The following is a 20040-nucleotide window of genomic DNA, read 5'->3' as shown; positions in this document are numbered from 1 at the left end:
GCGTATGTTTCGGAGGGTTACGGACACTTTGTCACATTGGCCCACAAGGGGGTGCTCTGGAAGCCACGTGTTTACTGGGCTCCAGCGGGGCGTTATTTTTTTTGCAAGGGGTTTTGTTGCTGGCCGCGCATTGCTCCGAAGGCGGTCGGGCGGCATAATGTAGCCCCTTTTTTCTGCCCCTACATGTGGAAGGTTCCCGTGACTCAGAAGCCCGACCAGTGTCTTGGTGAATGGATCGACCGTGAAGCACTCGCTGAAGCGATGATTCCGCTTATCGGTCAGCTCTACCGCAATAACAACGTGGTGAGCTCGATCTATGGCCGCAGCCTGATCAACCAATCAGTCATCGCGATTCTCAAGGCTCATCGCTTTGCTCGCCATCGTTCCGCCGACGACAGCGAACTCTCCGTCCACGAAACATTCCCTCTGCTTAAAGCCATGAGCGAGCTCAAGCTCGGCGCGGCCTCGGTAGACCTGGGCAAGCTGGCCTACAAATTCCGCAAGGAAGGCGCTGGCCGTACCGCCGAGCAGTTCGTGCGTGAAGAAATGGCCGATGTGGTTGGCCAGCAAAACGCCGCAGCCCGCAAAGGCACCGACGTTGTGCTTTACGGCTTCGGTCGTATCGGCCGCCTGCTGGCGCGCATCCTGATCGAAAAAACCGGTGGTGGCGACGGCCTGCGCCTGCGTGCCATCGTGGTGCGTAAAGGCGCCGAGAACGACCTGACCAAACGCGCCAGCCTGCTGCGTCGCGACTCGGTACACGGTCCGTTCAACGGCACCATCGTCATCGACGAAGAAAACAACACCATCACTGCCAACGGTAACCTGATCCAGGTGATCTACGCGAAGAACCCGGCTGAAGTGGACTACACCCAGTACGGCATCAAAGACGCACTGCTGGTGGACAATACCGGTGTGTGGCGTGACGCCGAGGGCCTGGGCCAGCACCTGGCTTGCCCGGGTATCGACCGCGTTGTGCTGACTGCGCCTGGCAAGGGCAAGCTGAAGAACATCGTGCACGGCATCAACCACGGTGAAATCACCGCTGACGACAAGATCGTGTCTGCCGCTTCCTGCACCACCAACGCCATCGTGCCGGTGCTGAAAGCTGTAAATGACAAGTTCGGCATCGTTAACGGTCACGTTGAAACGGTTCACTCGTACACCAACGACCAGAACCTGATCGACAACTTCCACAAAGGCGATCGCCGTGGCCGTAGCGCCGCGCTGAACATGGTCATCACCGAGACCGGTGCTGCCACCGCTGCTGCCAAGGCCCTGCCTGAGCTGGCCGGCAAGCTGACCGGTAACGCGATCCGTGTTCCGACGCCGAACGTGTCGATGGCCATTCTCAACCTGAACCTTGAGAAAGCCGCCACCCGTGAAGAGATGAACGAGTACCTGCGCTACATGGCGCTGCACTCCGATCTGCACAAGCAAATCGACTTCGTCAATTCCCAGGAAGTGGTGTCCACCGACTTCGTGGGCTCGCGCCACGCCGGTGTGGTGGACGCTGAAGCGACCATCACCCAGGATAACCGCGTTGTTCTGTACGTCTGGTACGACAACGAATTCGGTTACAGCTGCCAGGTGGTTCGTGTGATGGAAGACATGGCCGGGGTTAACCCGCCAGCATTCCCGCGCTAAGCATCAGCGGTAAATGAAAAAAGCCCCGACTGGTTCGGGGCTTTTTTATGCCTGTTGGTTTTGTGTTGTTTGTACCGGCCTCATCGCAGGCAAGCCAGCTCCCACATGTTGATGTGTGAATCCACTCAAATGTGGGAGCTGGCTTGCCTGCGATAGCGATCCATCAAGCGCCGCCGACTATCGAAGCCTGCGCAGTCCGCAACTCATGACGGTTGCCTTTAAACAAAATCAACGTGGCAATCAGGCCCAACACCGCCGCACCGCTAAGCCAGATCCCCGGCGCCGCCTTGTTGTCCAGCACGTGGATCAGGTAGGTACAGGCCGCGGGCGTGAAGCCACCAAAGGTCGCCGTCGCCAGGCTGTAGGCCAGGGAGAAACCGGTGGTACGCACTTCTACCGGCATGATTTCGGTCAGAGCCACCACCATCGCACCGTTGTACGAGCCGTACAGGAACGACAGCCAGAGCAACACGATCAGCAGATGGCTGAAGCTCGGGTTGGCAACCAGCCAGGACAGCGCCGGATAAGCCGTGAGGGTTGCCAGAATCGTCGCCCCCAGCAGCAGGGGTTTACGGCCGATCTTGTCGGACACCGCGCCCATCACCGGCAGCCAGATGAAGTTGGAGATGCCCACGCATACGGTTACCAGCAACGCGTCGAAGTCCGACAGGTGCAGTTCGGCCTTGCCGAAAGTCGGGGTGTAGGCGGTGATCAGGTAGAACGACACAGTGGTCATCACCACCAGCGCCATGCCGGCGATCACGATGCCGAAGTTCTGACCGATGGAGCGCACGATTTCCTGCAGGGTAGGGCGATGTTTGCGCGCCTGGAATTCAGGGGTTTCTTCCAGGGAGCGACGAATCACGAAGATCACCGGCACGATCAGGCAGCCGATCAGGAACGGCACGCGCCAGCCCCAGTCACCCATTTCTTCCGGGCTGAGCCAGTGGTTCAGGCCCACACCCAGCAATCCTGCGAATACCACCGCAGCTTGCTGGCTGGCGGACTGCCAGCTGACGAAGAAGCCTTTGCGGCCCGGGGTGGCGATTTCCGCCAGGTACACCGACACGCCGCCCAGTTCCACGCCGGCAGAGAAGCCTTGCAGCAAGCGGCCAAACAGCACCAGCAACGGTGCCGCGACGCCCAGGGTGGCATACCCGGGAACGCAGGCAATCAGGATGGTGCCGGCAGCCATCAGCGCCAGGGTGATCACCAGGCCCTTTTTACGGCCGTGACGGTCGATGTAGGCACCGAGGAAAATTGCGCCCAAAGGGCGCATCAGGAACCCGGCGCCAAAGGTCGCCAGGGACAGCATCAGGGAGGCAAAAGCGCTGTCGGTGGGGAAAAAGGTCTTGGCAATGGCCGTGGCGTAGAAGCCATAGACCATGAAGTCGAACATCTCGAGGAAGTTACCGCTGACAACGCGAAAGATCGCCTTGCCCTTGCCCGTTGTAGTGGACATGTCATGCACTCATTTTGGCTATCTTATTAGTAATCCCTGGTCGCAACCGTCCTTGCTGTTAAAGCCTCGGCACGAAGCTCGCGCTGAACAGTTTTGTAACCATATGTGTATAAGCCACCACAGGCAACAAAAAACCGATAGCAAGCTGGCGAATTGCCGCAGGGTGCGGAGATTAATTCAGGAGGGTATTGCGCAGGCTGTCGGACAGGCCTTTCGGTGCCAGCCAGATGCCGAGATACGCCTTGGCCAGCTCGTCATTGCGACTGCTGAACACCACTGTGCCGTTGATTTCCAGGCTCAGGCCGCGCTGAGGCCGAAAATCCAGCGCATAACGGTCACCACTGCGGATATCGCGAAAACTTTTGTGCAGTTGATCCAGTTCAGGCTTCAGGCGAGCGAGGGCCGCGGGTGTTTGCTGGCGTTCGAGGGTGGCGGTGGCGGCCTTGATCACATCGTTGCGGTCGATGTCGCGAAAGTAATACAGCTCCAGGCGCAGGTCTTTCTGCTGATCCAGGGTCTGTTTCGCGCTCAGGTCTGCCTGGGCGAACAGCGCCGCCGCATAGACGTCTGCCCACAGGTAGGTCAGGACAGCCTGGTTTTTCAGTCGCAACTGATGAGATTGCGCGGGAAAACCGGCTTGTTTGAGCCGATCCGCCTCATTCGCCAACACCGGCACCGAAAACATCAGCAATAAACAGATAACGACATGCCGCATAATGCCCCGTCCTGAAAAGGTGCTTGCCTACAGGTTAATTCAATTTTCGACAGCGAAAGGTTTTATGGGCTGCGTGCGGCATATCTTGGTTTTATGCGGACTTGCAGCGCTGGCCGGATGCGGCGGCGATTCGCTGGAGCGCTTCGGTGGCCCGACCATGGGCAGCACCTATTCGATCCAGTATGTGCGTGCGCCTGGCGTGCCCGGCCCCGCCGAGGTCCAGCGCTTGGTGGAGGGCATTCTGGCCGAGGTCGACCGGCAGATGTCGACCTACCGCAGCGACTCCGATATCGAGCGTTTCAACGACCTGCCGGGCCACAGTTGCCAGCCCATGCCGGCGCCCATCCTGCACCTGGTGCGTACCGGCGAGCAGTTATCCCAGGCCAGTGACGGCGCTTTTGACCTGACGGTCGAACCGCTGATGAACCTGTGGGGCTTCGGCCCGCAGGCCCGTGAGATAAAAGTCCCGGACGCGACAGCCCTTGAGCAGGTCCGCCAGCGCGTCGGCCATCAGTATTTGCACATCGACGGTAACCAGCTGTGCAAGGACGCTGCCGTCGCAGTCGACTTCAACAGCATCGCCGCCGGTTACGCGGTCGACCGTATTGCCGCGCAACTCACTCAGCTTGGCATTCATCGCTACCTCGCCGAAGCCACCGGCGAACTCAAGGCCGCTGGCGTCAAACCCGACGGCTCGCCCTGGCGCATCGCCCTGGAAGAACCCCGGGACGATCAGCAGGTGGCCGAAAAAATCATCGCCGTGGATGGCGTTGGTGTATCGACATCGGGTGACTATCGCAATTATTTCCAGCAGGATGGTCGGCGTTATTCCCACACCCTGGACGCCCGGACCGGCGCGCCGATCACCCATCAACTGGCATCGGTGACGGTGTTGCACCCTTCGGCATTGATGGCCGATGGATTATCGACGCTGCTGCTGATCCTCGGACCCGAACAGGGTTGGGAATACGCCGAAAAACACCAGGTCGCCGCGTTTTTTGTGATGCGTGAGGGCGCTGGTTTCGTCACACGGAGCAACAAGGCATTCGAGCAACTGACGGCAGTGAAGCCGTAACGAACGCCGTGTAGTAAAGGCAAAACTGGCCTACGACGCGACCAAGGGTTAATGTGCGCGGCGTTAAGCCTTCTATAGACTGTGCCCCGGCTCACACACTGAGCCTATTTGATCCTTCATGACCGCTGGCCGCGGCATGATTTAGCCTGGCGCCCAACCGTGCGCCATGGCCTGTTCTGAGGAGTACGCATGGCTGTCTACAACTACGACGTGGTAGTACTGGGTTCCGGCCCTGCTGGAGAAGGTGCGGCGATGAATGCCGCCAAAGCAGGGCGCAAGGTGGCGATGGTCGATAGCCGTCGCCAGGTCGGCGGTAACTGCACCCACCTGGGTACCATCCCGTCCAAGGCCTTGCGTCACTCGGTGCGCCAGATCATGCAGTTCAACACCAACCCGATGTTCCGGGCCATTGGTGAGCCGCGCTGGTTCTCGTTCCCGGACGTGCTCAAGAGCGCTGAAAAAGTCATTTCCAAACAGGTTGCCTCGCGTACCGGCTTCTATGCCCGTAACCGCGTCGACCTGTTCTTCGGCACCGGCAGCTTCGCCGACGAGCAAACCGTCGAAGTGGTCTGCGCCAACGGCGTGGTCGAGAAACTGGTGGCCAAGCACATCATCATCGCCACCGGCTCGCGCCCGTATCGCCCGGCGGATATCGATTTCCACCACCCGCGTATCTACGATAGCGACACCATCCTCAGCCTGGGCCACACCCCGCGCAAACTGATCATCTACGGCGCCGGCGTGATCGGCTGTGAATACGCCTCGATCTTCAGCGGCCTGGGTGTATTGGTTGAGCTGGTGGATAACCGCGACCAGTTGCTGAGCTTCCTCGACTCGGAAATTTCCCAGGCGTTGAGTTACCACTTCAGCAACAACAACATCACTGTGCGCCACAACGAAGAGTACGAGCGGGTCGAAGGCCTGGACAACGGTGTGATCCTGCACCTCAAGTCCGGCAAGAAGATCAAGGCCGACGCCTTGCTCTGGTGCAACGGCCGTACCGGCAACACCGACAAGCTGGGCATGGAAAACATCGGGGTCAAGGTGAATAGCCGTGGCCAGATCGAAGTGGACGAGAACTACCGCACCTGCGTGACCAACATCTACGGTGCCGGTGACGTGATCGGCTGGCCGAGCCTGGCCAGTGCCGCCCACGACCAGGGGCGCTCGGCCGCTGGCAGCATTGTCGACAACGGCAGCTGGCGCTACGTCAACGACGTGCCGACCGGGATCTACACCATTCCCGAGATCAGCTCGATCGGCAAGAACGAGCACGAACTGACCAAGGCCAAGGTGCCTTACGAAGTTGGCAAGGCGTTCTTCAAGAGCATGGCGCGTGCGCAAATCGCCGGTGAGCCGCAAGGCATGCTGAAGATCCTGTTCCACCGTGAAACCCTGGAAGTCCTCGGCGTGCATTGCTTCGGTTACCAGGCGTCGGAGATCGTGCACATCGGCCAGGCGATCATGAACCAGCCGGGTGAGCTGAATACCCTCAAGTATTTCGTCAACACCACCTTCAACTACCCGACCATGGCTGAAGCCTATCGGGTAGCGGCCTACGACGGCCTCAACCGGCTTTTTTGAGCGGCTCCGGCCGGTGGCCTGAGCCGGCCGGGGAGACCGATTTCAGTAATTCCCGAGGGTGGCAGTGGCCAAACCGGGAAAGTCTGTAATCAGGCTATCTACGCCGAAGTCGGCGAGCCTGCGCATCAGCGCGGGTTCGTTGACTGTCCACACGGACACGTGCAAACCCTGGCGCTGGGCTTTTTCCAGACGTTCAGGGGTGCACAACGTCCAGTTCAACGCCAGAATCTCACAGCCATAGTTGGCCGCCACTTTCAACGGGTCGAGCCAGGCGTATTCGGCTACCAGCCCACGGGACAGGTCCGGAGTGAGGTCCAGCGCGGCTTTCAATACTTCCCGCGAGCTTGAGGTCACGGTGACCTTGTCCATCAGCCCGAAACGCTGAGCCATTTCACGGATGGCCAGTACGGTGGTTGCCGCACGGGTGCGCGATGCGCTTTTGACTTCCAGTTGCCAGTGGTCGAAGTCGCACTGTTCGAACAGCTCTTCCAGGCGTGGGATCGGGCAGGGGGTGACCCAGCCCGGGCCGCCTTTGCGTGCGTCCATCTTCACCAGGTCGGCGGCCGAATACTCGACGACCTTGCCGCGTCGGTCGGTGGTGCGCTTGAGGGTCGGGTCGTGGATGACCATCAATTCGCCGTCCATGGACAGGTGCAAATCCAGTTCGCAACGGCGCACGCCGTGCTTGAGGCATTCCTGGAAGCTGGTCAGGGTGTTTTCCGGTGCTTCGCCTTTGGCACCGCGGTGGCCATAAATCAGGGTCACAGTTGCTCCTTTACGCCAGGGTTCCTGGCTGGATGGATGGCGCGACGCGCCATTCAGTGTTCGTATTCAGGTGTCGGACTCTTCGCTTTTTTCCCGTGCCAGGCGCCGTTCCTGAGCCTGTTTCTGCAGGATATAGCGCGCCAGCAACTGGCGTTGGGCATCGGTCATGGCTTCGAATTCAGTGCCGACTTCAAAGCCGCCGGTCTTGGCATCGCAATGGGTGACCTTGGCCCGCAGCAGCAGGCCGAGGGCTTGTGGCATCAGCACCAACTTGACCGCCAGGTGGCTGTCGGGCTGGATTGCCGTAGGGTTCAGGAACTCGATGCCGCCTTCGGAGATGACCACGGGCTGCGGGGTACCGATCTCGCCCAGCAGGCTTTGCGCCATGATCTGGCTAAGCAGGTCGATACGTTTGTTCTGCACTTTGAGGAAGGCGGCCAGGGTGCGGTCCCGCTCGCCGATCTGGCGCAGCAGGTGCTGGGATTCGAATTCGCTCAGGTGCAATTCGCTGAGCAGATTGAACAGCGGGGAATCATCCAGCAACACTTCCTTGCTCAGCGCTTCCGGGCCCGACAGCGGGGTAATTTCCAGTGCGATCATGTCCTCGATACGGTAGTATTCGCGGCGATCTTCTTCATCTAATGTCGACATGGCGAACCCAAGGCAGCGGTGATGGTCTGAGTGTAAAGCTGCTTACCTGACCCCGCCACAAGGACGTCTTCTTTTCCTCCGAACAAGCCCCGACATGTTCAGACCTCTCTTCGTATTTATTGGCACGCGTTATACCCGTGCAAAACGTCGCAATCATTTTGTGTCGTTCATTTCCTTGACCTCGATTATCGGGCTCGCCCTTGGCGTTGTCGTGATGATCGTGGTGCTCTCGGTGATGAACGGCTTCGATCATGAGATGCGCACGCGCGTGCTGGGCATGGTGCCCCACGCGACCATCGAGTCGGGTGAGCCCATCAGCGACTGGCAAAGCCTGGCCGCCAAGGTCAAGCAGAACCCCAAAGTGCTGGCGGTTGCGCCTTTCACCCAGATGCAGGGCCTGTTGACCAACGACGGCAAGGTGCAGAAAGTCCTGCTCAATGCCATCGATCCGGCGCAGGAACGCAACGTCTCGATCATCGATAACTTCATGCAACAGGGCAAACTGGACGACTTGTCGCCCGGCAGCTTTGGCATTGCTATCGGCGACAAGGCCGCGGCCAAGCTCGGCGTGGGCATCGGCGACAAGCTGACCTTCGTCGCACCGGAAGTCACCGTGACCCCGGCCGGTATGTTCCCGCGCATGAAGCGTTTTACCGTGGTCGGCATCTTTCATGTCGGCGCCGGTGAGATCGACGGCTACCTGGGGTTGACCAACCTGACCGACCTGGCCCGCCTGCATCGCTGGAAGCCGGACCAGGTCCAGGGCCTGCGCCTCAAGTTCAACGACCTGTTCGACGCGCCGCGTACCTCGTGGGAAATTGCCCAGCATCTGGGTGAGAACCAGTACTACGCCCGCGACTGGACCCGGACCCACGGCAACCTGTACCAGGCCATCCGCATGGAAAAAGCCATGATCGGCCTGCTGTTGCTGCTGATCGTCGCCGTGGCCGCCTTCAACATCATCTCCACGCTGGTGATGGTGGTGAACGACAAGAAGGGCGATATCGCGATCCTGCGCACCCTCGGCGCCACGCCGGGGCAGATCATGGCGATCTTCATGGTGCAGGGCACGGTGATCGGCGTCGTCGGTACCTTGATCGGCACCGTGGTGGGGATTCTCGCCGCGCTGAACGTCAGCGCCGCCATCGCCGGGCTGGAAGTGTTGATCGGCCACAAATTCCTGAACTCCGACGTCTACTTCATCGACTACTTGCCGTCCCAGGTGCAGAGCCAGGACGTGTTGATGGTCGGCGCCGCCGCGTTGGTCCTGAGTTTCCTTGCCACCCTGTATCCAGCCTGGCGCGCGGCACGTACCCAGCCGGCGCAGGCTTTACGTTATGAGTGAATCGGGCATGAGTGAAAAAGCAATCCTGAGCTGCCGCAACCTGGGCAAATCCTACGAGGAAGGCCCGGAATCCGTGGTGGTGCTGTCCAACCTGCAGCTGGAACTGCACCCGGGCGAGCGCGTGGCGATCGTCGGCAGTTCCGGTTCCGGCAAAAGTACCTTGCTCAACCTGTTGGGCGGCCTTGATACGCCGTCCCAGGGCAGCGTCTGGCTGGCCGGCGAAGAACTGTCGGCCCTGGGCGAGAAAGCCCGCGGCCAGTTGCGCAACCGTTCGTTGGGCTTTGTGTACCAGTTCCACCACTTGCTGCCCGAGTTCACCGCCCTGGAAAACGTCTGCATGCCACTGTTGATCGGCAAGACGGCGATCCCGGAAGCACGCCAGCGTGCCAAGGCGTTGCTGGAACGGGTCGGCCTGGGCCATCGCCTGGAGCACAAACCGGCTGAATTGTCCGGCGGCGAGCGCCAGCGTGTGGCGATTGCCCGCGCCCTGGTCAACAACCCGGGCCTGGTGATGCTCGACGAGCCTACCGGCAACCTCGACTCCCACACCGCCCAGGGCATCAAGGACTTGATGCTGGAGCTGAGCACCCAGATGCGCACCGCGTTCCTGGTGGTGACCCATGACATGAGCATGGCCCGCCAGATGGACCGCGTGCTGCACCTGCAGGAAGGTCATCTGGTCGCCATCTGACCTGTTTCAAGCCCGGCGCCTGACGCCGGGTTTTCTATTTTTTCAACGGTGCCCGCGAATGTTCAGACCGTTATCGATTTTCATCGGCACGCGCTATACCCGCGCCAAGCGCCGCAACCGTTTTGTTTCGTTTATCTCGATGACCTCGATGATCGGCCTCGCCCTGGGCGTGCTGGCGATGATCGTGGTGTTGTCGGTGATGAACGGTTTCCAGCGGGAAATGAGCTCACGCATCCTCGGCATGGTGCCCCACGCGACCATCGTTGGCGTGAAGCCCATCAGCGACTGGCAGCCGGTGGCGGATGCGGCGATGAAGAATCCGGAAGTCACGGCTGCGGTACCGTTCACACAGATGGACGGCATGCTCTCCTACAAGGGCGCGATGCAGCCGATCGAGATCAGCGGCGTTGATCCGGCCCAGGAAGGCAAGGTGTCGATCGTGGCCCAACATATTGTCCAGGGGCATCTGGAAGACCTGAAACCGGGCGAGTTCGGTGTGGTGATTGGCGAAATCACAGCCCGGCGTTTCCGCCTGAATGTGGGCGACAAGCTGACGCTGATCGTGCCGGAAATCAGCAGCGCCCCCGGTGGCATCACCCCACGCATGCAGCGCTTGAATGTGGTGGGTGTGTTCAAGGTGGGGGCTGAGCTGGACGGATCCATGGCCCTGATCCACATGGCCGACGCCGCAGAAATTCAGCATTGGGAGCCGAACCAAGTGCAAAGCGTGCGCCTGGCGGTGAAAGACCTGTACGCGGCGCCCAAGGTGTCGGCGGACATCGCCGCCAGCCTTGGCGCCGATTACAAGGCGGACGACTGGACCCACACCCAGGGCAGCCTGTTCAGCGCGATGAAGATGGAAAAAACCATGATCGGCCTGCTGTTGCTGATGATCGTTGCCGTGGCCGCGTTCAACATCATCGCGACCCTGATCATGGTGGTTAACGACAAGGGCGCGGACATTGCGATCCTGCGCACCATCGGCGCCACGCCGCGGCAGATCATGGCGATTTTCATGGTGCAGGGCACGGTGATCGGCATTGTCGGTACGTTGATAGGCGGCATCCTCGGCGTGATCGCGGCGCTGAACGTCAGTGAACTGGTGGGGTGGCTGGAGCGGGTGACCGGGCAGCATATCTTCAGTTCGGACGTGTATTTCGTCAGCAACCTGCCTTCGGAATTGCAGGGCGGGGATGTGTTGCTGATTTGCTCGGCAGGGTTTGTGTTGAGCTTTTTGGCGACGATCTATCCGGCGTATCGGGCGGCGAAGATCGAGCCGGCGCACGCCCTCAGGTATTCGTAGTTCTTAAGGCCGCTATCGCAGGCAAGCCAGCTCCCACATTTGACCGAGTTCGCCAGAACAACTCAGCCTAATGTGGGAGCCGGGCTTGCCCGCGATGAGGTCGGAACAGCTTGCATCAATGCCCCTGCGGCAACTCAATCACAAACCGCGTCCAACCCGCCGCCGACTCACAGAAAATCCGCCCGCCATGGGCCCGAACAATTGACTGGGTAATCGCCAGCCCCAGCCCCGCATGCTCGCTACTCCCTTCATGCCGCGCCGGATCTGCCCGGTAAAACCGGTCAAACAACCTTGGCAACAACGCCTCTGGAATGCCTTCCCCGGTGTTTTCCACGCTCAACCTCACGCTTTGCACACCCTCGACAATCCGTACGCTGACTTCGCCACCCGGCGGGGTGAAGCGCAATGCGTTATCCAGCAGATTGGAAATCGCCCGGCGCAACATGCTGCGGTCACCTGAGGTATTGGCGCCGCCTTCCTGAACCAGCCGCACCTGGACGTCTTCCGCCAACGGCGCAAAAAACTCCAGCAAGGCATCCACTTCGTCCGCCAGCGCCAGGGTTTCGCGCTTGGGCACCAGCAGCCCATGGTCCGCCTTGGCCAGGTACAACATGTCATTGACCAACTGCGCCATCCATTGCAGCTCTTCCAGATTGCTGTGCAGGGCTTCGCGGTAGTCCTCCAGCGCCCGTGGCTGCGTGAGGATGACCTGGGTCTGTGTCAGCAGATTCGACAGCGGCGTGCGCAATTCATGGGCGATGTCGGCAGAAAACGCCGAGAGCCGCTGGAAGGCATCGTCCAGGCGGCCGAGCATCGCGTTGAAGGATTGGGCCAGCTCCGCCAGCTCGGCGGGCATTTGGCCCTGGGGCAGGCGTTGGGTCAGGGAATGGGCGGACACGTTGCCGGCGACTTCGCTCATGCGCCTCAGTGGTCGCAACCCGCTGCGGGCGGCCCAGGCACCAAGCAGGGCGGTGGCCAGGGCGGATAGGCCGACGGTCAACCAGATCAGATGCTGCATGCGTTGCAGGAAGTGTTGGTGATGGGTGATGTCGAGCATCAGCGTCAGTTGGGGGGCGTCCGCGTTCCCGGGAACGAGCGGCGCGTTGTACACGCGGTACTGGGTTCCGGCGTTCTGCACACTGTGCAGGCCAGGTGTCCGGGGCAGGGTGACGCCCGGTGCGCTGTCGAACCAGCGCTGATCGCCTGCAGTAATGCGTAGCGCGAGATCGGGCTGACGATTGAGTTCTTCCCGCAGCTTTGGTTCTTGCCGCGCAAACATGGCGGGCGTGTCGGCACCCTTTAGCGTACTGCGCAGTGCCAGCAGCTTGCCGTCGAGCAACTGTTGGTCCAGCTCGATAAAGTGCGCCTCGCTGGCGTGGTTGAACAGCACGCCGGCCAGCAATGAAACCACGGCGGTACAGCCGGCAAACAGCAGCGCCAGGCGGCTGGCCAGGGAAATCCGTTTCATCAACTGAACCGCTCCTCAAGCACGTAGCCCATGCCGCGCACCGTGTGGATCAACTTGTTGGGAAAGTTATCGTCGACTTTCAAGCGCAAGCGGCGGATTGCGACCTCGATGATGTTGGTGTCGCTGTCGAAGTTCATGTCCCACACCTGGGAGGCAATCAGCGACTTGGGCAACACTTCGCCCTGGCGGCGCAGCAGCAGTTCCAGCAGGGAAAACTCCTTGGCCGTGAGGTCGAGGCGCTGGCCGTCGCGCTCTACCCGGCGGCGGATGAGGTCCAGGCGCAGGTCGGCCAGTTGCAGGCTGGTTTCCTGGGGTGTGCTGCTGCCACGGCGTAACAGGCTGCGCACCCGGGCCAGCAATTCGGAAAACGCGAACGGCTTGACCAGATAGTCGTCGGCGCCCAGTTCCAAGCCATGCACCCGGTCTTCCACGGCGTCCCGCGCGGTGAGGAACAGCACCGGCATGTCCAGCCCGGCCCCGCGCACGGCCTGAAGGATTTGCCAGCCATCGCGGCCCGGCAGCATCACGTCGAGGATCAACAGGTCATAGTCGCCGGTCAGCGCAAGGTGCTGACCGCTGGTGCCATCGGCCACCAGTTCGGTGTTGAACCCGGCCTCGGCCAGGCCCTGGCGCAGGTAGTGGCCGGTTTTCGGTTGGTCTTCGACGATCAGCAGTTTCATGGGCGGCTCATGGCGTTACGTAAACACAGACTTTATACAGCGCACACCCGGCGGTAGGCTCAAGCTGACAAAGTTGTAATCTGACAGTCAGGTGGCTGGCAGCCGTGCGTTCGTAAAGTGTCCCACAGACTGATTCCGAACCCTTGGAGTGTGAGCATGTTTTTGCGTAAATCCTGGCTGTTGGCTGGCTGCTTGATGGCGCTGAGTTTTCCAGTGCTGGCATCCCCGGCTGAAACCTTCGCCTTCGGTGAGGCTGCACCGGCGGCCAAGGCCACGCGTACTGTGGAAGTGGTGCTGCAGGACATTTCCTTTTCGCCCAAGGCCATCGATGTAAAAGCCGGTGAGACCGTGCGCTTTGTGCTGGTCAACAAAGGCCAACTGCTGCATGAGTTCAACCTTGGCGACGCCGCCATGCACGCGGCCCATCAGAAAGAAATGCTCCAAATGCAGGCCAGCGGCATGCTGACGGCCACAGGCATGGGCAAAATGGACCACAGTGCCATGGGCCATGGCGACATGGGCGGCATGAAACACGACGACCTCAACAGCGTGCTGGTAGAGCCGGGCAAGACCGCTGAATTGACCTGGACCTTTGCCAAGGCTACCGGCCTGGAGTTCGCCTGCAACATCCCCGGCCACTACCAGGCGGGCATGGTGGGCAAGCTGACGGTCAGCCAGTAAGCAACTGGGGTGCAAAGGCGGGTAGAATGGCCGCGTTTATTTAGCCAGGTTTCCGCCATGCATCCCGCAGCCGAACATTCGCCGCTGGGCAAGTCCAGTGAATACATCTCCACTTACACCCCGTCGTTGCTGTTCCCGATCCCTCGCGCCGCCAAGTGGGCCGAGCTGGGCCTGAGCGCCGAGACCCTGCCGTATACAGGCGTGGATTTCTGGAACTGCTTCGAACTGTCCTGGCTGCTGCCATCCGGCAAGCCGGTGGTGGCCATCGGTGAGTTCAGCATTCCGGCCGACTCGCCGAACATCATCGAGTCGAAGTCGTTCAAGCTGTACCTCAACTCGCTGAACCAGACCGCGTTTGCCGATGTGCAGAGCCTTGAGGCGACCTTGCGCTCCGACCTGAGTGCCGCCGCCGGCAAGCCTGTTGGCGTGCGCATCCGCAGCCTGGGCGAGGTTGAAGCCGAAGGCGTGGTTGCGTTGCCGGGTGTGTGCATTGATGACCTGGACATTACCGTCAGCAACTACGAGCATCCGCGTCCGGAGTTGCTGCGTTGCGACGATTCACGTGTGGTGGAAGAGAGCGTCCACAGCCATCTGCTCAAGTCCAACTGCCCGGTGACCAGCCAGCCCGACTGGGGCAGTGTGGCAGTGGAATACCGTGGTGCGGCGCTGGATCATGCCAGTCTGCTGGAGTATCTGGTGAGCTTCCGCCAGCACTCGGACTTCCATGAACAATGCGTGGAGCGGATCTTTCTCGACCTGCAACGCCTGCTCAAACCGGAGAAATTGACGGTATATGCGCGGTATGTGCGTCGGGGCGGGCTGGATATCAACCCGTACCGCAGTACGGAAGCTGCGCAGTTCCAGAACGTGCGTCTGGCGCGTCAGTAGCCTTCACCCAAAACAAATGTGGGAGCGGGCTTGCTCGCGAAAGCGGTGTATCAGCCAGCCTATGTATCAGCTGACGGACCGTATTCGCGAGCAAGCCCGCTCCCACATTTGATAGGTGTCGGGCTATTAGATCCCGATGTTACCCAGGGTCACCACAATATTGCGCAAGGTCCCGGCAATCCCCGGGTGGTCCAGCTCAAAGCGTTCCACCGCCAGGTTCACACCGTCGGCGATACTCGGATCCTGAATGGCGCCTTCCAACGGCTCCTGAACTTCCAGTTCGGCAATCAATGTTTGCAGCTCTTCGCGCTTTTCGAGTGGCATTTCTGGATTCTGATCCAATTGCTCGCGCAAAATTTTGACCTGTTCTTGCAGTTGTTCGCGGGCAGGCATGGCGTTCTTCCTTTTATCGATAGGCACTGGCATAGACCGCGGCACGCCGTGAAAGGTCTACGGGCTGACCTGTAGATTAATCCACTGGCGCCGACTGTGCATGATCTCGATCAGGGCTTCTCGCCCTTGAGCTGGCGTAGGCTGATGTCTGCCAGGCAGGTGGGCAGTTCGCCGAGGTGGTCAATCACCGAATGCACGCCCAGGCCATAGAGCGCGACAGTGGCCTTGGCGCGCTTCTGTTCGCGTTCCTTCTCGGAGAGTGCCTGCCAGTGCGCCGGCGAAAGCCCGCACAGCGAGCCGCAGGAAGCCAGGCCGATGGTCCACAGCCCGGCGTTGAGCCCTGATTGCAGCAGGCGCGGCTCGCCACTGACCAGGACGCAGCCTTCCAGGCGTTCGATGTTCAGTTCCATCAATGCCTGCCAGCACGCATGGGGCGCGGGCCAGCGGGTGGAGGAGGGCTGGGTGGCCTTGACCCAGCGGGGCAGCCCGGCGGCCAGGGGCGTGGAAACCGCCACGGGGAGTTCGTCCAGCCAGGCGCACGGGACGCGCTGTTCTTCGAGGCTGCGCAGGATCTTCAGCGCGCCGACAGTGGCGTGTGTGTCATTTGAGGGGGCGGAGTCGGCACGGGCCTGGGAACCAAAGTCCACCAGGCAGCCACTCAGCCCGAACAGTACGGCCGTCAAGGACGGGGCGCTGGCAACAACAACTTCGGCGTGGGGCATTTCGACGTCCCTGAAATAGCAGTCACGCTAGCGGACGCCGATGACAAGCAGGTTACATCGGTTCTATTTGTAGGAATTTTGTGCATTTACCGGAATGACATTTCTGCAAGGCTGCCTAATCTGACACTTCCGTCATATACTGACGGCCACATTCAGGGCATAGCGCCCATGACAGACCATTCAAGGAGTTCAAGCTATGCGCTGGAGCCAATGTCTAGCTCAGCTATCCGTATGTGCCAGCGTATTGCTGGTTCCTTTCGCGGCCCAGGCGGCCTCGGAAGATGATCCATGGGAAAGCGTCAACCGCCCGATCTTCACCTTCAACGACACCGTTGACACCTACGCCCTCAAGCCGTTGGCTCAAGGCTATCAGTTCGTGACCCCGCAATTTGTGCAGGACGGCGTCCACAACTTCTTCCGCAACATCGGCGACGTTGGCAACTTTGCCAACGACGTGTTGCAACTCAAGCCGCACGCTGCCGGTGTCGACACTGCCCGCTTGCTGGTGAACACCACGTTCGGCGTGCTGGGCTTCATTGATGTCGGCACCAAAATGGGGCTGCAACGCAATGACGAAGATTTCGGCCAGACCCTCGGCCACTGGGGCGTTGGCAGCGGTCCTTACGTGATGCTGCCGCTGCTGGGCCCAAGCACCCTGCGTGATGCGCCGTCCAAGTACGTGGACAGCTACACCCAGCCCTACCGCTACATGAACGATATCGGCTGGCGCAACAGCACCTTCGGCCTGAATATCGTCGACACCCGTGCCAGCCTGCTGTCCTCCGAGAAGCTGATCAGCGGCGACAAATACACCTTTATCCGTAACGCCTACTTGCAGAATCGCGAGTTCAAGGTCAAGGATGGCAAGGTTGTAGACGACTTTTAAGCCTCGGGCTTAAATGAAAAAGGCGGCCCTCGGGTCGCCTTTTTCGTGGGCGGGATTCGAGGTTTATCCGTGGGTTACGTCCTTACTTTAAGTCGCGGTTTTATACGTTCTTATAACTACCGGTGATTTGCGATGTAAAGACGCCCGGCGACCATCGGCATGAGCTTGAAACCCCTGGCGGATGGGAGTACCGTCTGCGCCTTAGAAGGGCACCTCTGCTTTACCTTTGTGCATGGGCAATATCCCGGTACTTTGTAGGACAGAGAGGCTAGAAAGCGAATCCAGTAGTAAGCCCGGCCATTGTCGAGCTGCCTACGCCAACCTAATTCTGGCGCCGTTTGCCCACATGCAAAAAACCAGTGCCACGCTGCTGATAATCGATGACGACGAAGTAGTGCGCGCGAGTCTCGCGGCCTATTTGGAAGACAGTGGCTTCAGCGTCCTGCAGGCCAGCAACGGCCTCCAGGGTCTCCAGGTGTTCGAGCGCGACAAGCCCGACCTGGTTATCTGCGACCTGCGCATGCCTCAGGTCGGCGGTCTTGAGCTGATCCGCCAGGTGACCGACATTGCCCCGCAGACGCCGGTGATCGTCGTGTCCGGTGCCGGCGTGATGAACGATGCCGTCGAGGCCTTGCGCCTGGGCGCCGCCGACTACCTGATCAAGCCCCTGGAAGACCTGGCCGTGCTGGAGCACTCGGTGCGCCGCGCCCTGGATCGTGCACGGTTGCTGCTGGAAAACCAGCGTTACCGTGAAAAGCTCGAAACCGCCAACCGCGAACTCGAAGCCAGCCTGAACCTGCTCCAGGAAGACCAGAACGCCGGTCGCCAGGTGCAGATGAACATGTTGCCGGTGAGCCCGTGGAGCATCGACGAGTTCAAGTTTGCCCACCAGATCATCCCGTCGCTGTACCTGTCGGGTGATTTTGTCGACTACTTCCGCGTTGACGAGCGGCGTGTCGCGTTCTACCTGGCCGACGTTTCCGGCCACGGCGCCTCTTCGGCATTCGTGACCGTGTTGTTGAAGTTCATGACCACACGGCTGTTGTTCGAATCCAAGCGCAATGGCACCTTGCCGGAGTTCACCCCTTCGCAAGTGCTGGGCCACATCAACCGGGGCCTGATCAGCTGCAAGCTGGGCAAGCACGTGACGATGGTCGGCGGCGTGATTGATGAAGAAACAGGTCTTTTGACCTACAGCATTGGCGGTCACCTGCCATTGCCGGTTTTATACACTCCAGACAGTGTGCGCTACCTGGAAGGGCGTGGTTTGCCAGTGGGCTTGTTCAATGAAGCCACCTACGAAGACCACATCCTGGAGCTGCCGCCGACGTTCAGCCTGACGCTGATGTCTGACGGTATCCTGGACCTTTTGCCAGAGCCTACACTCAAAGAGAAAGAAGCCGCCTTACCCCAACGGGTCAGGTCGGCGGGCGGCAGCCTGGATGGCCTGCGGCAGGTTTTTGGATTGGCCACGCTAGGGGAGATGCCGGATGATATCGCCCTATTGGTGTTGAGCAGGAATCTTTGATGAGTACCGGAAGAATCCAGTTCGCCGAGCAAGACGGGACTTTTGTCCTGAAGTTTGTCGGTGAAGTGCGCCTGACCTTGTGTTCGGCGCTGGATGCGACGATTGAGCGGATTTTCACAGCCTTGAATTTCTCGGCGATCGTGATCGATCTGACCGAAACCCGCAGCATCGATAGCACCACCCTTGGGCTGTTGGCCAAGTTGTCCATTCTGTCTCGGCAGAAGGTCGGACTGCTGCCGACTGTCGTCACCACCCACGAAGACATCACCCGTCTGTTGCAGTCCATGGGCTTCGATCAGGTGTTCAACATCGTTGACCGCCCGATCCCGTGCCCGGAATGCCTGACCGACCTGCCGTCCCAGGACCAGTCCGAGGAAGTGGTACGGGTCAAGGTGCTGGAGGCCCACAAGATCCTGATGGGCTTGAACGACTCCAACCGCGAGGCGTTCCACGACCTGGTTAATGCGCTGGAACGGCATTGAGTTTATAGCTGCCTCTTTTAAAAAAGAGCCAGGCACGAAAAAGGGCGGTACCCGCGAGGGTACCGCCCTTTTTGCCGTCGCCCGTTTTTAGAGCTTGGCGGTCAACAGCGCTTCGAGTTTTTCCTGGTCGCGGGCGAACTGACGAATACCCTCGGCCAGTTTCTCAGTGGCCATCGCATCTTCGTTGGATTCCCAACGGAACTGCGCTTCGGTCAAGTGCACACGAGCTTCGCCCGCGTGGCCCGGCGCCAGCTTGCGCTCCAGTTTGCCGTTGTCGGCGGCCAGTTTTTCCAGCAAGTCCGGGCTGATGGTCAGGCGGTCGCAACCGGCCAGCTCCTCGATCTGGCTCAGGTTACGGAAGCTCGCACCCATCACCACGGTCTTGTAGCCATTGGCCTTGTAGTAGTTGTAGATGCGCGTCACCGACTGCACGCCCGGATCATCGGAACCGGTGTAGTCGTTGCCGTTGGCCTTCTTGTACCAGTCGTAGATACGGCCCACGAACGGCGAAATCAGGAACACGCCGGCTTCAGCGCAAGCCACGGCCTGGGCGAAGGAGAACAGCAGGGTCAGGTTGGTCTGGATGCCTTCCTTCTCCAGTTGCTCGGCAGCGCGGATGCCTTCCCAGGTGGAAGCGATCTTGATCAGCACACGGTCGCGGCCAATGCCGGCCTTGTCGTACAGGTCGATCAGACGGTGCGCGCGCTTGAGTACGGCGTCGGTGTCGAACGACAGGCGGGCATCCACCTCAGTGGAAATGCGGCCGGGCACCACTTTGAGGATTTCCTGGCCGACGGCCACCGCGAAACGGTCGCTGGCCAGGCCTACGTCACCGTTGCAGTCGGCAACAGCCTCGTCCAGCAGCTTGGCGTAGCCTGGGATCGACGCGGCCTTGAGCAGCAGGGAAGGGTTGGTAGTGGCGTCTTGCGGCTTGAGCTTGGCGAGGGTAGAAAAATCGCCGGTATCGGCTACTACAGTGGTGAATTGCTTGAGTTGTTCCAGCTTGGAAGTCATGGGCGTGCTCTGTCCTGTGGGTCTGATGACATTACCCGAGCGCTGACAGCCGCTCAAGGG

General features: G+C 60.3%; 20 protein-coding genes. 11 read left to right on the top strand and 9 right to left on the bottom strand.

All coding sequences use genetic code 11. The annotated features are described in order from the left end of the window. The first annotated feature begins 183 nt into the window (after positions 1 to 183). The gene (locus tag MUM_RS0127970; RefSeq protein ID WP_029616136.1) at positions 184 to 1647 is read left to right on the top strand and encodes a glyceraldehyde-3-phosphate dehydrogenase; all 1464 of its coding nucleotides are present in this window, start codon (positions 184 to 186) and stop codon (positions 1645 to 1647) included. Positions 1648 to 1810: 163 nt separating this feature from the next. On the opposite strand, the gene MUM_RS0127965 is transcribed toward MUM_RS0127970, so the two are convergent. Then, a complete protein-coding gene (locus MUM_RS0127965; protein ID WP_010176347.1) occupies positions 1811 to 3109 on the bottom strand; it encodes an MFS transporter in 1299 nt (432 codons plus the stop codon). A 172-nt stretch (positions 3110 to 3281) separates the two neighbouring features. Next, positions 3282 to 3824 carry a chalcone isomerase family protein gene (locus MUM_RS0127960; RefSeq protein WP_010176346.1) on the bottom strand — a complete coding sequence of 181 codons (543 nt, stop codon included), beginning with the start codon at positions 3822 to 3824 and terminating at the stop codon, positions 3282 to 3284. 64 nt (positions 3825 to 3888) lie between these two features. Between MUM_RS0127960 and MUM_RS0127955 the strand changes: the two genes are divergently transcribed. Both MUM_RS0127955 and sthA read left to right on the top strand, forming a co-directional pair. Then, positions 3889 to 4899: an FAD:protein FMN transferase gene (locus MUM_RS0127955; protein WP_050543230.1), complete on the top strand. Its 1011-nt coding sequence runs from the start codon at positions 3889 to 3891 to the stop codon at positions 4897 to 4899. Positions 4900 to 5088: 189 nt separating this feature from the next. Next, the gene (gene sthA, locus MUM_RS0127950) at positions 5089 to 6483 is read left to right on the top strand and encodes a Si-specific NAD(P)(+) transhydrogenase (RefSeq protein WP_010176344.1); all 1395 of its coding nucleotides are present in this window, start codon (positions 5089 to 5091) and stop codon (positions 6481 to 6483) included. Positions 6484 to 6525: 42 nt separating this feature from the next. Here the strand turns inward: sthA and MUM_RS0127945 are convergent, their stop codons facing one another. Together MUM_RS0127945 and MUM_RS0127940 are read right to left on the bottom strand one after the other, a co-directional pair. Beyond that, positions 6526 to 7248 carry a glycerophosphodiester phosphodiesterase gene (locus tag MUM_RS0127945; RefSeq protein WP_010176343.1) on the bottom strand — a complete coding sequence of 241 codons (723 nt, stop codon included), beginning with the start codon at positions 7246 to 7248 and terminating at the stop codon, positions 6526 to 6528. 66 nt (positions 7249 to 7314) lie between these two features. Further along, positions 7315 to 7899, bottom strand: a complete 585-nt coding sequence (locus MUM_RS0127940; protein WP_010176342.1) for a PilZ domain-containing protein — start codon at positions 7897 to 7899, stop codon at positions 7315 to 7317. A 94-nt stretch (positions 7900 to 7993) separates the two neighbouring features. Here MUM_RS0127940 and MUM_RS0127935 point away from each other — a divergent pair, with 94 nt between their 5' ends. The 3 genes from MUM_RS0127935 to MUM_RS0127925 are packed head-to-tail and all read left to right on the top strand — an operon-like array spanning position 7994 to position 11238. Continuing rightward, a complete protein-coding gene (locus MUM_RS0127935) occupies positions 7994 to 9244 on the top strand; it encodes a lipoprotein-releasing ABC transporter permease subunit (protein WP_010176341.1) in 1251 nt (416 codons plus the stop codon). A 7-nt stretch (positions 9245 to 9251) separates the two neighbouring features. Further along, on the top strand, positions 9252 to 9935 hold the full coding sequence (lolD, locus tag MUM_RS0127930; RefSeq protein ID WP_017477213.1) for a lipoprotein-releasing ABC transporter ATP-binding protein LolD: 684 nt from the start codon (positions 9252 to 9254) through the stop codon (positions 9933 to 9935). 58 nt (positions 9936 to 9993) lie between these two features. Next, the gene (locus tag MUM_RS0127925) at positions 9994 to 11238 is read left to right on the top strand and encodes a lipoprotein-releasing ABC transporter permease subunit (protein WP_010176339.1); all 1245 of its coding nucleotides are present in this window, start codon (positions 9994 to 9996) and stop codon (positions 11236 to 11238) included. A gap of 115 nt (positions 11239 to 11353) precedes the next feature. Here MUM_RS0127925 and MUM_RS0127920 read toward each other — a convergent pair whose 3' ends face one another. Together MUM_RS0127920 and MUM_RS0127915 are read right to left on the bottom strand one after the other, a co-directional pair. Next, positions 11354 to 12706, bottom strand: coding sequence for a heavy metal sensor histidine kinase (locus tag MUM_RS0127920; RefSeq protein ID WP_010176338.1), 1353 nt, complete (start codon positions 12704 to 12706; stop codon positions 11354 to 11356). Then, the gene (locus MUM_RS0127915; RefSeq protein WP_010176336.1) at positions 12706 to 13386 is read right to left on the bottom strand and encodes a heavy metal response regulator transcription factor; all 681 of its coding nucleotides are present in this window, start codon (positions 13384 to 13386) and stop codon (positions 12706 to 12708) included. Before MUM_RS0127915 ends, MUM_RS0127920 begins: the two co-directional genes overlap by 1 nt. 156 nt (positions 13387 to 13542) lie before the next feature. On the opposite strand from MUM_RS0127915, the gene copI reads away from it, so the two are divergent. Both copI and queF read left to right on the top strand, forming a co-directional pair. Further along, positions 13543 to 14067, top strand: a complete 525-nt coding sequence (gene copI, locus MUM_RS1000000133885; protein ID WP_010176334.1) for a copper-resistant cuproprotein CopI — start codon at positions 13543 to 13545, stop codon at positions 14065 to 14067. A 57-nt stretch (positions 14068 to 14124) separates the two neighbouring features. Continuing rightward, on the top strand, positions 14125 to 14955 hold the full coding sequence (gene queF / locus MUM_RS1000000133880) for an NADPH-dependent 7-cyano-7-deazaguanine reductase QueF (RefSeq protein ID WP_010176333.1): 831 nt from the start codon (positions 14125 to 14127) through the stop codon (positions 14953 to 14955). A gap of 126 nt (positions 14956 to 15081) precedes the next feature. Here queF and MUM_RS0127900 read toward each other — a convergent pair whose 3' ends face one another. Together MUM_RS0127900 and MUM_RS0127895 are read right to left on the bottom strand one after the other, a co-directional pair. Beyond that, positions 15082 to 15348 (bottom strand): DUF4404 family protein, encoded by a 267-nt coding sequence (locus MUM_RS0127900; RefSeq protein ID WP_003218929.1) that lies wholly within the window; start codon positions 15346 to 15348, stop codon positions 15082 to 15084. A gap of 110 nt (positions 15349 to 15458) precedes the next feature. Continuing rightward, complete coding sequence (locus MUM_RS0127895; protein WP_010176332.1) at positions 15459 to 16070, bottom strand: hypothetical protein; 612 nt, start codon at positions 16068 to 16070, stop codon at positions 15459 to 15461. 196 nt (positions 16071 to 16266) lie between these two features. Here MUM_RS0127895 and MUM_RS0127890 point away from each other — a divergent pair, with 196 nt between their 5' ends. From MUM_RS0127890 to rssC, 3 genes are all read left to right on the top strand, one after another. Next, positions 16267 to 16956 (top strand): MlaA family lipoprotein, encoded by a 690-nt coding sequence (locus tag MUM_RS0127890; protein ID WP_029616133.1) that lies wholly within the window; start codon positions 16267 to 16269, stop codon positions 16954 to 16956. A gap of 346 nt (positions 16957 to 17302) precedes the next feature. Continuing rightward, positions 17303 to 18484 carry a two-component system response regulator RssB gene (rssB, locus tag MUM_RS0127885; protein WP_003218921.1) on the top strand — a complete coding sequence of 394 codons (1182 nt, stop codon included), beginning with the start codon at positions 17303 to 17305 and terminating at the stop codon, positions 18482 to 18484. After that, a complete protein-coding gene (gene rssC, locus MUM_RS0127880) occupies positions 18484 to 18966 on the top strand; it encodes an anti-sigma factor antagonist RssC (protein ID WP_003218919.1) in 483 nt (160 codons plus the stop codon). Before rssB ends, rssC begins: the two co-directional genes overlap by 1 nt. Positions 18967 to 19053: 87 nt before the next feature. On the opposite strand, the gene tal is transcribed toward rssC, so the two are convergent. Further along, on the bottom strand, positions 19054 to 19980 hold the full coding sequence (gene tal, locus MUM_RS0127875) for a transaldolase (RefSeq protein ID WP_010176330.1): 927 nt from the start codon (positions 19978 to 19980) through the stop codon (positions 19054 to 19056). Between the last annotated feature and the right edge of the window lie 60 nt (positions 19981 to 20040).

The organism is Pseudomonas sp. PAMC 25886, from assembly GCF_000242655.1.
Classification (GTDB): Bacteria; Pseudomonadota; Gammaproteobacteria; order Pseudomonadales; family Pseudomonadaceae; genus Aquipseudomonas.
The sequence above is the reverse complement of the archived record's forward strand: the minus strand, read 5'-3'. Positions and strand labels throughout refer to the sequence as shown.